This window comes from Clostridium sp. YIM B02555, from assembly GCF_022320955.1.
Taxonomy (GTDB): Bacteria; Bacillota; Clostridia; order Clostridiales; family Clostridiaceae; genus Clostridium; species Clostridium saccharoperbutylacetonicum.
The window spans coordinates 167,052-181,067 of record NZ_JAKJJY010000007.1 but is presented as its reverse complement, the minus strand read 5'-3'; the positions used below and the strand labels follow the sequence as shown (position 1 = coordinate 181,067).

Below are 14,016 nucleotides of genomic sequence, written 5' to 3'. Positions count from 1 at the left end.
TATCACCTACACCTTCACATTGTTTTTCTTACCAAATAAACCAGTTGGTTTTACAATAAGAATTATAATTAAAATAGAAAAAGCTATTGCATCTGATAAACCAGAACTAATATATACCTTTGATAAGGTTTCAATAAGCCCCATTGCAATTCCACCAAACATTGCCCCTGGTATAATTCCAATTCCACCAAGAACGGCAGCTACAAAGGATTTAAGTCCTGGCATAACTCCCATAGCAGGTTCAAGTCTAGGATATAGCATACCAACAAGTACCCCAGCTGTTGCGGCTAAAGCTGAACCTAATGCAAAGGTTAAAGAAATTACTTTATTAATATTTATTCCCATTAAGGCCGCTGCATCTCTATCATAAGAAGTTGCTCTCATAGCTCTACCTGTTCTGGTTCTGTTTACTAAGTACTGTAATCCAATACATAATATAATAGTGATGGCAAGCGCAATTATTTGAAGATTGCTTATTGTTACTGTTCCAATTTTATAAGAAATTAGAGGAATTACTTCTGGAAAATTTCTTGTATTTGGACCTGCTATAAAATCAGCTTTTACAAAGTTTTGTAATATAAGTTCCATTCCCATTGTAGTTATTAATAAGGTTACATTCGGTGAATTTCTAAGTGGTTTATAAGCGATTCTTTCAATTAACATACCCAAGATTGCGCAAGAAACCATAGAAAAAATCAAACATGGAATAAATCCGAAGCCTAATACTGTTGCTGCAAAGTACCCTAAGAAAGCACCAACCATATAAATATCACAATGAGCAAAATTAATTAATTTAATAATTCCATATACCATGGTATAACCAATAGCTATTAATGCATAAACACTACCAAGACATATACCATTTACAATTTGTTGCAATAAAGTACCCATCTACATCTCTCCTTTAAAAACGACTATATCTTTAGGCCTACTTAAATTACAGCTTACCTAAGTTGATATAGCCGCTAAACAATAAAATTTAATTTTCTTTAGAATTATTTAACCTCAGTTTCAAATTCAAATTGTCCCTTTACAACTTTATTAATAACTACACTCTTAATTGGGTTATGTTTGTCATCAAATTTATAATGTGTAGTTCCACAATCTGCATCTAACTTTGCCATTGCATCTTTAATCGCATTTTCATCTGTGCTTCCCGCTTGTTTTATTGCCTCTGCTACAATGTAAACTGAGTCATAGCTAAGTACAGAGAATGCACTAGGATCACCACTATATTCCTTTTTATAATTATCAACGAACTTTTTAATTGCTGCATTATCTGATTTTAATGATAAGTGATCTGTGAAGTAAGAACCTTCAATAGCATCTCCTCCAACTTTTACAAGACCTGGATCACTCCATGAATCACTACCTAAGAATGGTGCCTTAATACCAATTTCTCTTGCTTGTTTTGCAATTAATCCAACAGTTGAGTAGTTATCTGGAAGATAAAGTACATCTACATTTAATTCTTTAATTTCAGTTAAAAATGCTTTGAAATCACTTTCTCCTGCATTGTAAGTTTTTTCATATGCTACAGTACCACCTGCCGCTTCAAAGTTCTTCTTGAATTCTTTTGAAATACCTACACAATAATCATTACCTACATCATAAAGCATTGCTACTTTTTTAGCTTTTAGGTTTTCTGCTGCGAATTTTGCACCAACTTTACCTTGTAATGGATCTATAAAGCATGCTCTGAATACATAATCTCCACCTTCAGTAGTAACCTTTTCATTTGTTGACCCTGGAGTAATCATAACGGTTTTCATATCTTTTGCAACTGCTGCCATTGGAATTGAACATTTACTTGCATATGTTCCGACTACTGCTGAAACCTTATCTTGTGTAATTAACTTTGTAATAGCATTTGGAGCTGTTGCTGCTTGATTTTGATCATCTTCTGAAACAAGCTCTAATTTTTTACCAAGAACACCACCAGCATCGTTTATTTCTTTTATTGCAAGTTTTGCTCCGTTTTCCATTGCTGAACCTAAAGCTGGAACATCACCTGTTAATGGAAATACTCCTCCGATCTTAATCGTATCTCCACTAGCTGAACTTCCCCCGTTTGAACTTACTTTAGCTGTTTCGCTACACCCCATAACCATTGTTGCTGTCATTGCTATTACTGTTACTACCCCAAATATTCTTTTAAGAAACATCTTTTTTATCATAAAAATCTCCTCCAACTTATAATTTTTAATAATAATCCTTTTTATACAAAAAAGGTGTCTATAAAATCTTCCTTGATTTTATAGACACCTTCGTCATATAATTAATATTTTTATCCCAGCTTATTGTTCACATCATATTATGCATAATAATATTTACTATTATTTCTTTAATATATTCCTAGATAATTTTTTAACGTTAAAATTATTGTAAAAAAAATGACTGGTGTAATTAACACCAGCCATTGTGTATAAATATATTATACGGTAAGAGACAAAATTGTCAATAACAATTTTGAGAAAAATTGTAATCACAGAAATATTTCCTGTTTTTCTTTAATATTCAATAATTTTTTCTGTTTCTATAGTTATCATTATATATTCATTACTAAATTTTACATTCTTATGGGTAAAATATATATGTTTCAATTATCAATTGTCATTAATCCTGAAAACCATTTAGGCTTTCGTGATGTGAGCTATAAAATCTTAATTAGAACTTATAGAAATGTTGCAAAGAGAATTTTTCAAAACTTAATTATATCCTCTCTTACTTCATCCCATTTCAAAGCATCACGAATGCCATCTTCAACAGAATAACTAGTTTCCCAAGCAATAAGCTCTTTAGCCCTAGAAACATTTGCACAAGCCCCTAGTACATCCCCTAATCTAGGTTTAGCATTTTCTTTATTAACTGGTCTTCCAATTACCTTTTCAAATGCAGTAACCAGTTCTTTAACAGTTACTCCAGTACCAGTTCCAAGGTTTATTACTAGATAAGGCTCTTTTTGATTTCCTAATAAATTAAAGGCTTTATCAAAATTTTCAATAGCTTTAACATGAGCAATAGCAAGATCCCACACATGAATATAGTCTCTTATTGCAGAACCATCTCTTGTTGGCCAATCTGTCCCAGTTATTTTAAAAACCTTTCCTTCCTCAGAAGCTGCATTAAGTAATGTACCCAGTACATGGCTTGGAGACTTTACGTAAGCGCCAGATCTAAACTTTGGATCAGCACCTATTAAATTAAAATATCTTAAAGATATTCCCCTCATACCATACGCTACACAAAAATCTTCCAAAACCATTTCCATCATATATTTTGTACGAGCATATGGACTTCTAGGTCTAACAGGTGAAGTTTCTGATACCATAAAATCTTCAACATCATCATATACTGAAGCAGAAGAACTAAATACTATATTCTTACATCCCAAAGCATTTAAATTTTTAAACAGTTCTATGGATTTTACAACATTATTATGATAATATTCATAAGGCTTTTCAACAGATTCTGGCACTATAATCAGTGCAGCCAAATGAATAGTAAACTTAATCTCTGGATTTTCTTTAAATATTTTTTCTAATAAAGCCTTATCAGAAATATCTCCTTTATAGAATATTTTATTTTTAGTAAATTCCTCTCTACCTTGGATAAGAGAGTCTAAAATTATCGGTGTATGTCCATTGTCCTCTAGTGCAGAGCAGACAGTACTGCCTATATAACCTGCACCACCTGTAACTAAAACCTTCATTAATAATCATCCTTTCTAATATATCTAGTGTGCAAGCAAGTACACTAAATTCTTAATATTTAATAATATTTTTAATTTTACTCATACTGGCTTATTTTTTCGAACATGCTTTAAACAAACCTGTTTCCTTTGTAATAAAAACACTTCCAGTTACTTTCATCTTATTCTCAACTAATTTTTTAAATTTTTTTAAATTTTCATTAATTAAAATTTCCTTTGAATTTCCTGTGGTTGAATATAGATAACTAATAAGAGGTTCAACCTCAGTGACTATAAGTGAATCTTCATACATTAATAACTCAATGCAATCAAAACTATTAGAAATTTGTTTTCCTCCATTTTCAAGCCCAAAATCCTCAGAAAAATCTGATTGAGATATAACTAGATTTTCTTTAAACTCTTTAAGTAATTCCCTTAATTCAATAAGATGATTTTTCCCAATAGTAGATAAATACACGTATCCTTTAGGTTTTAAGACTCGTTTAATTTCTGAAAGGGCCTTTTGTTTATCTGATATATGATAGAAAATATGATCTGCAATAACAACATCAAAGCTATTGTCCTCATAAGGTATATTTTGAGCATCAGCTTGTTTAAATTCAAATTTTTTTGAGTGCTCTCCTAAATTTTGCTTTGCATCTTTAAGCATTCCTTCAGATATATCTGTTAAAGTTATTTTACAATTCTTTGGAATTCTATCCTCATTTCTAAGCCATAAACTTGCATTTCCACAGCCAAGCTCTAAAACTGTCATATCCTCACTTAGTCCTAATTGATCAAAAAACCATCTATGCCAACCATATTTATTTGTACTATATAAATCATGAAGATTTATTCGCGCAGATAAATTAGCTGAATTCTTATATTGATTTAACCATACCTTTTCTGTATTAATTATTTTTATTATATTAGTGAATTTAGTCCAATCAAGACTACTCTCACTATCAATCATAAGCTCTGCTTCACTTATAGCCTTTTTCACTAGAACAAGATGATTAATCTTTTCATCAATTATATCCATTTGTAGATTTAAGGATTCTCTTACATCATTCTTAAGCTGATCTGATTTTATAAGTTCCTTAATTTCTTCTAAGGAAAAACCTATGAACTTTAGAGTTAATATCTTTTGAAGTTTCTGAAAATCTTCATCACTATAAAGTCTATAACCTGCTTCATTATAACTACTTGGGCATAAAAGGCCTTCCTTATGATAATGATGAATAGTCTTTAAGGTTATTCCAGCTTTCTTTGCAAATATTCCAGCAGTATAAAATACTTTATCCTTTTCCACGATTTCCCCTCCTCTCAATTACATTATACGGGTTATCCTAAGGTAAAGGTCAATGGGTATTTTTAATTATTTTTCAGGAAATAATTAAAAGATGGAATTTTCAAAATATTCGGAGTATGATATAATACTATTAGGTCGTTTGACCTGATGTAATCTAAAATGAATAAAGGTGGTATGCTTTATGGAAATATATAGAGATCATGAAATAGTCGTAATGCAAAATAACGAAAGTCAATATCCATTTAAGGCAATTGCAAAAATAGGTGATAGTGAAATAAAGCATAAGGGACAAAGCGCGTCCGAGGCGATTAATTTAGTTAAGCAAAGTATTAATAAGTTGAAATCAAAAAATATACTTTAGCTGCAACATATGAAATTCCAATAAATAAAAATTGGTATATTTTAAATATCCTGTATTAAACTACATGAAAACATCTTAAGTTACTTTATTTAATGTAACAAAAAGAGTAGTTTTGATAATTTTACTTATATTATCAAAACTACTCTTAAATTTATTACTCATATTTTCTCTATGCTTTTAAATTCGCATATACGGCTAATCTTTCTTTACTTTAAGTGCTTATTTTAAATTATTATGGAATAGAATTTACGGTTTTATTAATGATGTCACATTTCCTGAGAAATATACGCATAAAACATGAAGTGCTCTAGTACAAGCAGTGTATAGCAAAAGCCTCTCCTCCTCACTACTATAATTTTCCTCTCCAGCATTATATATAAGCACTACATCAAATTCTAATCCTTTAGCAAGGTATGCAGGTATTATCAAGGTATCACTCATATATTCATCGTCATCCTTCATTATTGCTCTAACGTTAACCTTATCTTTTAAGAAATTATATAAATCATTTGCTTCCTTTGCAGTTTTTGTTATAATTCCAATGGATTTGTAATTTTTCTCATTATATATTTTTATATCCTTAAGAAGTTTTTCTTTTATGGCATCTTCATTTGAAAATCCAAGGAGCAAAGGCTCTTTTCCACTTCTTTCTACACATTCAGCCCCAATATCCTTATTAAGCAGCCTTCTTGAAAACTTAGTAATTTCCATTGTGGATCTATAGCTTTTGGTTAAATTTATTATGCAAGTACTATCTTCTGTAAATATATGAGAAATATTTTTATAATCTCCTACATTCATAAATGGATTTATGGATTGATTTAAATCTCCCAATATAGTTAAATTTGCTTGGTTAAAAAGCTGATAAAAAATTTCATATTGTAGTGGTGAATAATCCTGCGCCTCATCAATAATAACGTATTTAATTTCTGAGGTTTTAGGAAGTTCTCCCAGTGCACCCTTTAGATATAAAATAGAAATTTGATCCTCATAATTAAGTCTTCTAACTTTTAGGCTTTCTAAGGTATAGCTTTTTATTTCACCAATTTTCTTTTCATCATACTCGATATTAAAATCTCTTAAGAAAAGCTCTAGATTTTCAAATAACCTTTTATAAATGTCAAATAAATCGAATTCTGTCATTCTATTGATTTCGTAATAAAGCTCCTTCAGTTCATTCTTTACAATAGCTGTACTATTTTCCTTAATTTCAGTTTTATCTAAAGAAGAGTCAGAATTAATAAGTTCATTTGCTACTTCTACTATACGCTGTTCTTCATAAGGCTTTAATAGAAACAACACTCTCTCTTTTATCTTTTGAAGCCTCCTTTTCAGTGGAAGCTGTACATAATCTTTAAAAAACAGCTCTTCTAAATCCTGTGAGGAAATTATTAGATTTCCTCTAAATGTAATATCTATAAAATTTCTATTCGCCTTTTCAAGGAAGGTTACATATTGCTTTAATACATCAATAAACTCAATTGAAGCTTTAAATTTTATATTGTTCTTTCTTATTTTATAGGCTTCCTCCGACTTTGATGCTAAAATATATTCCATCATTTCGCTATAATTTTCTTTATTAAATTCATTTCCTAAAGCTTTGTGCATATATTCCTTAAACGTAGTTTGAAGCATATTATCTTCTCCAAGTTCAGGCAGTACATTAGAAATATACTCATTGAAAATATCATTTGGAGAAAAAATCACTATATTTTGAGGAGTTATTTTCTCTCGATGCTTATACAAAAGATAGGCAATTCTATGCATAGCAACAGAGGTTTTCCCACTTCCTGCAGGCCCCTGAACAATTAGATTTTTATACTCCTCATTACGAATAACTTTATTCTGCTCTCTCTGAATAGTAGTTACAATTGCCTTCATCTTGCTATCAGTGCTTTTACTTAGGATGTCCTGTAATACTTCATCATCTATCTTAAGATTACTGTCAAACATATACTCAATTTTACCATTATTAATTTTATATTGTCTTTTCAGTGTAAGTTTTCCTTCTATGTATCCTTCAGGACATTTGAACTGTGCTTCTCCAATTTCATAATCATAAAACATGCTGGAAATAGGTGCTCTCCAATCATATACTAAGAAGTCAAAATTATCATTAATAAGATTGGATATTCCTATATAGCACTTTTCAGCCTTCTCCTCTCCTTTTTCAACGAAATCCATTCTTGCAAAATAAGGCGACAAAAGTAGCCTTTCATACTTTTTCTCAAGCTTTCTGGTAAACTCATGGTTTCTCTTTTGTATTTTCATGGCATTAATAGACTGCATAAAGTCTACAATCTGTTCTAATCCATTTGCTATAGAAACAGAACCTACCTCCTCCCATAACTCTCTTTGCAGTTCAATTGCATCACTTTTAAATTTTTCTCTAAAATTACGTTTTTCATCAAATTGCTTTTGAGCTTCTTTAAGCACCTCCTGCAGCCATTCATGTTCAAGTTTCACTTCAAAGTCATTATTACTCATAATGTTTCACTCCTTAAAAAATAATTCAGGGAAATTATTTTCAAACACTATTGACATTGCTTTTTCGAAAGTGTATAATATAATTAGGAAAATAGATAATACATTTCATTTAAAGCGATATCAATTTATTGTATCGTTTTTATTTTGTTATGTCAATAGAAAAGATACTTGTCATTTGGCAAGTATCTTTTTTGATGTCCTTCAATATTCACAAAATACGAAGTTATAAATTTTATTTTCCCTAGGATATCTTTAAAGCCATAAATGTTGTTGTTGCTATTTGAAGATGACAAATATTATCTGTACTCTATTTTACCATCAGGATATTGCGCAAATCTTCCTTTTTCTCTTGGATGAACAAAATCATCACGTTCCCATGGCCATCCTCCAAAGCCAGTACTTCTATAATCAGCAAAAGCATCCCTAATTTCTTTATCAGAGTTCATTACAAAAGGACCATAACTTACAACAGGTTCGCCAATTGGTTCTCCCTCTAAAAGTAGCAGACAGCTTTCCTTTGAACCATTTTTTATTTCTATAATTTCATCTCCTGCAAGTTTTACACTATGATAATTCTCAATGCTTGTTCCTTCAATATTTATTCTCTCTCCTTCATAGAAGTAAACAGTTCTATTCAAAGTCGAAGATACTTTAGGGAGTTCTATACTAGCCTCAGGCTCCATACGAATAAGGCAGATTCTTACATGATTCTTCTCTTCACTTGCCCATGAATTAGGCGAAGAATCTAAGCTCTTAATACCATTATAAGAGCCAAAAATCAGTCTTATTGTACTTGTTCTGCCGCTATCATCTTGAGCTTGTATTACTGGAATGTCTTCTGCCCAAAGCATTTTATAATGTGGTTCTACGAATTTATCTTTTTTAGGTAGATTCATCCAAATTTGAAACAATTCCAACGGATTATCTTTTTCTGTATTAACTAAAGGAAACATTTCTGTATGATTGCAACCTTTCCCTGCAGTAAGCCACTGTACATCACCAGCTCCATATCTGCCTGTAGCACCTGCTGAATCTGCATGATCAACATACCCATCCAACACTATAGTAACTGTTTCAAAACCTCTATGTGGATGCTGTGGAAACCCTGGAATAACGTCTCCATGATACATATTCCAACCATCTATTCCCTGAAAGTCACTTCCAATATTTCTGCCTTTTAGGGAAGCATTTGGTCCCATCTCATTATTCCCTTTTGGGTAAGCATCCTTATGGTGTGCCAAAAATAGAAAAGGATCACTTGTCCCCCATTGAGAACTTAATTTATTTATTTTCAATATGTTATTATTCATAATTTTTACCTCCTCTAATAAGTATTACTTATACTTAACCTATTAAATATATCAAAATCATTCACTAAAATAGTTATTAATTGATAATAATTATCTTATAATTTGATTGTAGCATAACTTTTATTACTTGTATATTCTTTTAGAGTAATCTAGAATTCATAACAAATTACTATCTCAATTTATGATGTAGTTAAGTTTAAAATTTCATAAGAGGCAATATAAATGATAGCAAAATTTATTTTAGCGTAACATAATTTTTAAATAAAATGAATTAGAAATAGGCAGTCTATTTTTTAGCAATAGACTGCCTATTAATTCAAAAATCTATTTGTTATTGCTCACTTCCTTACCAACATATGTATCATAAGGAAATGGAATTATAATCTGTCCGTCAACAATTTGATAATCTGTATTTTCTATAGGATTTAATTTATTTACAAGATTAACTCCAACAGTATATAGCAATTTACTTTGAACCTTTGGATCTTGAATAACAGTACCTGTCATAATCCCCTTGTCAATTAGATCTTTTGCTTCTGGCAATCCATCAATACCTACAACTGCTATATTTTTAAGTTTATCACCTTTATTATATCCATAATTTTGTAAGGCTTCAATGGCACCTATGGCCATGGCATCATTATTTGAAATTATTGCCTCTATATTTCCACCATATCTTAGAAATAAGTTATTAATAGAAGTTTTAGCCAGTTCTTTATTCCAATCTTCATTTCCTTTAGCAAGCTCTTGTGTCTTTATTCCTGCATCATTAATTGTTGAAATAGCATATTTAGATCTATCAACTACCTGAGGATCATTAATAGGTCCTTCCAGTAAGATATATTCTAGTACGTCATTGTTATTCTTGTCTAAAGCTTCTTTATTCTTCTTCCATAAATCAACAATAATATTTCCTTGAGCAATCCCTGCCTTCTTAGAATCTGGTGTTACAAATGCAACTTTATCATAGATTTTAGAAGATTTCAATGCTATTTCTGTTGGAATATTCATTAGTATTAATGCTTTACCTCTCTGTCTAACTCTATCAATAACATTGTTTACAGAACCTTCCGTTCTATCTGGTAAATATAGTATATATAAATCATAGTTACTTCTCAATGCATTATCTAACATTTCATTATTTATAGCTATATTATTCTGAGGATTTAGAAAAGTAAATTTCACATTATTCTCCTTTACGCTCTCTATCTCCTTAAAACTTTCTATAACTTTCATAGTGTACGGATCTTCAGTTTCGAAGAATATTACTGCAATATTAATTACTGCACGGTTATTATTATTTAAGCTAGAAGTTGGTTTAACTTGAATTGTACTTCCTAAAGTAAACATAGTTAATGAAACCAAAAATAATATTATTATTTTTCTCAATATATTCATAGCAACACCTACCATCATATATAATTTTTAAATTATATGTCGAGAATATAGAATAACTTGTGTAAATTAAATATTTGATAGGTTATATAACTGAAAATTTCTTTTCTAGTTATATTTTTATACTTCTTTTCAAATACTAAAATTATGTAATGTTATATTTTTAGTCTGTGCAAAAAAAGATAATATATACTTGATTTTATAAAATAGACAAACTATACTGCTAACATTTCATTGATTTCATCTTTAAACATTATTTCAAATCCATCATCTTCATGTTTTAGTTCTTATCATATTTTTCATCTAATAAAGGATTTAATATTTGCAATTCTAAAACAAAATTTATGAAAGCCTCTGTAGAAAAGTATTTCACGTTACTAATCTTTAATTCTATATGCCCTTCTGGATCTAAACTTTCTAAAAATGGTTCAATATTATATTTATCTAATAGATTAATTATTGTTTTCTCTGTTTTATCATTTCTAAAAATATTTAGTCCAAAAGAAAATTCTAATCCGCCAAATGGATACGTATAACATTTCGTAGCTATTTTTTGAATAGCCATTAATTCCTCTTTTGTATAATTTCTATGTAAACTATTTATAACTATGTTGGACTTATCTTCTTTTCCTTTAAATTCAACCCCATTTATATTTACTTCCAAATCATATTTTGACTCACCTGATGTTGTATATGGAATAGCTTTTATACTATTTTCTGGAAGAAATTTATATAATTTCTTCAAAGAATTTCCACACATAGTTAATTTTTTAATTACCGAATTATTATCCACCTTAAGTTCCCCTTCCACTATATTATTCATTGGTTTTTTGATTACGATTACAGTTTATATTTATTATATCATTACTTGAATTATTTTTGAAATTAAGATATAATCTTCACTTCCCTGTACTTCAAAGGTATAAGTATTATCTCTTACATTACAAGAATCAAGTATATTTCCATCATTATAATAGTCATAACCTCTTTTTAAAATTGTTTTATCTATATATTCCTCAAAATTATTAATATTCATAATTGCTCCTTTAACAATTTGCTTTTATGCAAAAAATCATACTATTTTTTTATATGTGAAAAAGCCACCCATTTAGGACAGCTTTCATAAATTCTAACATTATAACTTTCAAATCTTAATTTTTAATATTTCTTCCTTACTAAGCTTTGAATATTTAATTATTTTTTCTATTGGTTCATTATCTTTTAGCATCTCTAATGCGATCTCTAATGCCTTCTTTTTTTCTCCTTCTTCAATTTTCTCTCTATCTCTTTCCAATAAAGTCATGAACTCTACCTCCATTAAAACATCATTTTTAACCTCTTGTACTCTTTTATGTACATTTTTAACAAAACTTCCTTTTACACTCTTTACTCTATCATCTGTTGAATCCTCTACATATTCAAGAAATTCCAGTAACTCATCACTTAAATCTTTCATAATTCCCTTTGTATTTAATATTATTTTTTGCGCTTCATCATTTAATATCATACTATTATCTTCTAAACATACATTTTGAAACGTATATTTATGCCTTCCTTTATTAAACAAATCAAAAGTACAAATAAATATTATATAACTTTTAGCAAGCTTTCTGTAATCTTCCCCTCTGCTTATTAGATCCAAATCAATACTTCCTTGATAGTACCTTAACCTTTTAGGTAAATTCTTATGTTTTCCTCTTTGCATCTCTACGTTGTAAATTGTATTATTTTCATCTTTTACATAGACATCAAGCCTAATACCTTTACTTTCAAGCAATAAATCTATAGTCTTTTGTTCTTGGATCATTTCTACTTTTTCTATTTCAACTTCTAAAATCTTTTCTAATAATTCCTTGCAAATTCCTTTATCACTCATAACCTTTGCAAATAGAAAATCATCTTCAAGGTTTAAATCTTTTAAAGTTTTATTCATAGAAGATTTTATTATTTCGCTAGAACTTATTATCTCACTATCAGCTGTCACTCTTCTCACTACTTTCTTTTAATTTTAAGCTATTTCAAGATATCTTTCAATATAGAATAAATCAACTTTGAGTACTCATTTGCCTATACTATAATTATTTCCAATCCTGCAAATTATATGCGCACATAAGTTCTTATTCCAAGCAAAAAATAACCGAGTACATCATAACTTACTAGGAATATACTCGGTAAATTTATTTCTATTTTCTAAGAAGTTCTTTTATACTTTTTATAGGCTTCTTTATAAAAGCCTATTTAGAAACCTTTATTACAGTTTCATCAACAATACTCATTATACCTTCATCATTAATAACAATTCTGATGTCTAGCCATTGTAACACTCAATCTTTTTCAAAACTTGAGCTAACAATGGCACGACCCTAGATAAGTTCAACTAACCTTCAGTGGAAGATAAACTTCCCCTGAATCTTTATTTCCCCTGAGGGATCTTCTGAAACACGTAGTGTTGAAGTTGCTAATAATTCCTTGTAAATTTATTATGTAATCATTATTATTATAAACTTTATTCTAGGATCATTTCTTTGTACAATTCTTCTCTTTCATCAATATCAAGCCAACCTTCATCTTCTGAATAATCAAATATTTTTTCCAGAAGTATATTGTAGTCTTTAGCAAAAACTGCTGGATTTCTTTTATACTTATTAACAATTTTATTTGTGAAATTATTGTTTCTAATTTTTTCTTCATGTATCAGTGCTTTTAAATATGCACTTCCTATGAGCTCTCTAATCAAGTTATATCTATAACTTCTTGAAATGCAGATATAAAGTCTGCATATTATTGGCCTATCCTCATAGATAGTGCATAGATTGGTTTCTGTTATAAAATTACAGTCCATTTTCTTATTTAATACATACTGATCAAAATCTCTATAATAATTTTTCTTTTTAACCAACTTTTCCTGAATAAAATCTAAAACTGCCTCATCGTTCCAACTGCTCAATCTATTCACACAGATATTATCCATTTCTACTGACCAAGATCTTTTGCAGCAACTCTCCTCACATTCATTACAATTAAGAGGATTATTATTTAAAAATATATCAACTGCATCTAACACATCTTTAACTGTTGTATTTTTATTAATTTTGTCATAATTCACTTTACCTTCGACATCATATAGTAATTTCATCATATAGTTCCTCAACTTTAAATTATTTTTTCTTACATATTCCATATTTTCGGATTTCGTTAATATTTCATATTTTCCAGTATAATAAGCTACCTCACTAAAATACTCACTAACATTATTGCTTTCTCTAATTTCATTAATCTAATTATATTTGTTCCTCTTAAACTCCTAGCTTATACAAATAATTATGTCTTCCCTTAGGATACTTCTGAAGAACTATATATTGAAGTTCCTTAAAATAATAAAAATAACCTAAAGTAGAAATTTATTAAAAATACTTTCCACTTTAGGCTAATACTTTAATTCTTTTAATATTCAGATAAA

Annotated in this window: 12 protein-coding genes; 1 reads left to right on the top strand and 11 read right to left on the bottom strand. The window is 29.3% G+C overall.

The window, feature by feature from the left end:
* Positions 1–6 precede the first annotated feature (6 nt).
* From L3B98_RS12400 to L3B98_RS12385, 4 genes are all read right to left on the bottom strand, one after another.
* Entirely contained in the window at positions 7–891 is an 885-nt protein-coding gene (locus L3B98_RS12400; RefSeq protein ID WP_015394085.1) for a branched-chain amino acid ABC transporter permease, read from the bottom strand.
* 104 nt (positions 892–995) lie between these two features.
* Positions 996–2,177 carry an ABC transporter substrate-binding protein gene (locus tag L3B98_RS12395; protein ID WP_015394086.1) on the bottom strand — a complete coding sequence of 394 codons (1,182 nt, stop codon included), beginning with the start codon at positions 2,175–2,177 and terminating at the stop codon, positions 996–998.
* A gap of 524 nt (positions 2,178–2,701) precedes the next feature.
* Positions 2,702–3,712 carry a UDP-glucose 4-epimerase GalE gene (gene galE / locus L3B98_RS12390; RefSeq protein ID WP_238916849.1) on the bottom strand — a complete coding sequence of 337 codons (1,011 nt, stop codon included), beginning with the start codon at positions 3,710–3,712 and terminating at the stop codon, positions 2,702–2,704.
* A 91-nt stretch (positions 3,713–3,803) separates the two neighbouring features.
* Positions 3,804–5,003: a methyltransferase domain-containing protein gene (locus L3B98_RS12385; RefSeq protein WP_238916848.1), complete on the bottom strand. Its 1,200-nt coding sequence runs from the start codon at positions 5,001–5,003 to the stop codon at positions 3,804–3,806.
* A 181-nt stretch (positions 5,004–5,184) separates the two neighbouring features.
* Between L3B98_RS12385 and L3B98_RS12380 the strand changes: the two genes are divergently transcribed.
* Entirely contained in the window at positions 5,185–5,364 is a 180-nt protein-coding gene (locus L3B98_RS12380) for a hypothetical protein (RefSeq protein WP_015394089.1), read from the top strand.
* Positions 5,365–5,610: 246 nt separating this feature from the next.
* Here the strand turns inward: L3B98_RS12380 and helD are convergent, their stop codons facing one another.
* The 7 genes from helD to L3B98_RS12345 form a co-directional block, all read right to left on the bottom strand.
* Positions 5,611–7,851 carry an RNA polymerase recycling motor HelD gene (gene helD, locus L3B98_RS12375; protein ID WP_238916847.1) on the bottom strand — a complete coding sequence of 747 codons (2,241 nt, stop codon included), beginning with the start codon at positions 7,849–7,851 and terminating at the stop codon, positions 5,611–5,613.
* Positions 7,852–8,147: 296 nt separating this feature from the next.
* The gene (locus tag L3B98_RS12370; RefSeq protein WP_238916846.1) at positions 8,148–9,161 is read right to left on the bottom strand and encodes a pirin family protein; all 1,014 of its coding nucleotides are present in this window, start codon (positions 9,159–9,161) and stop codon (positions 8,148–8,150) included.
* A gap of 324 nt (positions 9,162–9,485) precedes the next feature.
* Positions 9,486–10,559: a galactose ABC transporter substrate-binding protein gene (locus L3B98_RS12365; RefSeq protein WP_238916845.1), complete on the bottom strand. Its 1,074-nt coding sequence runs from the start codon at positions 10,557–10,559 to the stop codon at positions 9,486–9,488.
* A gap of 277 nt (positions 10,560–10,836) precedes the next feature.
* Positions 10,837–11,349, bottom strand: coding sequence for a hypothetical protein (locus L3B98_RS12360; protein ID WP_238916844.1), 513 nt, complete (start codon positions 11,347–11,349; stop codon positions 10,837–10,839).
* A gap of 63 nt (positions 11,350–11,412) precedes the next feature.
* Positions 11,413–11,592, bottom strand: coding sequence for a hypothetical protein (locus L3B98_RS12355; protein ID WP_238916843.1), 180 nt, complete (start codon positions 11,590–11,592; stop codon positions 11,413–11,415).
* Between the two features lie 108 nt (positions 11,593–11,700).
* Complete coding sequence (locus L3B98_RS12350; protein WP_238916920.1) at positions 11,701–12,489, bottom strand: Rpn family recombination-promoting nuclease/putative transposase; 789 nt, start codon at positions 12,487–12,489, stop codon at positions 11,701–11,703.
* Between the two features lie 573 nt (positions 12,490–13,062).
* Entirely contained in the window at positions 13,063–13,695 is a 633-nt protein-coding gene (locus tag L3B98_RS12345) for a YkgJ family cysteine cluster protein (protein ID WP_238916842.1), read from the bottom strand.
* Between the last annotated feature and the right edge of the window lie 321 nt (positions 13,696–14,016).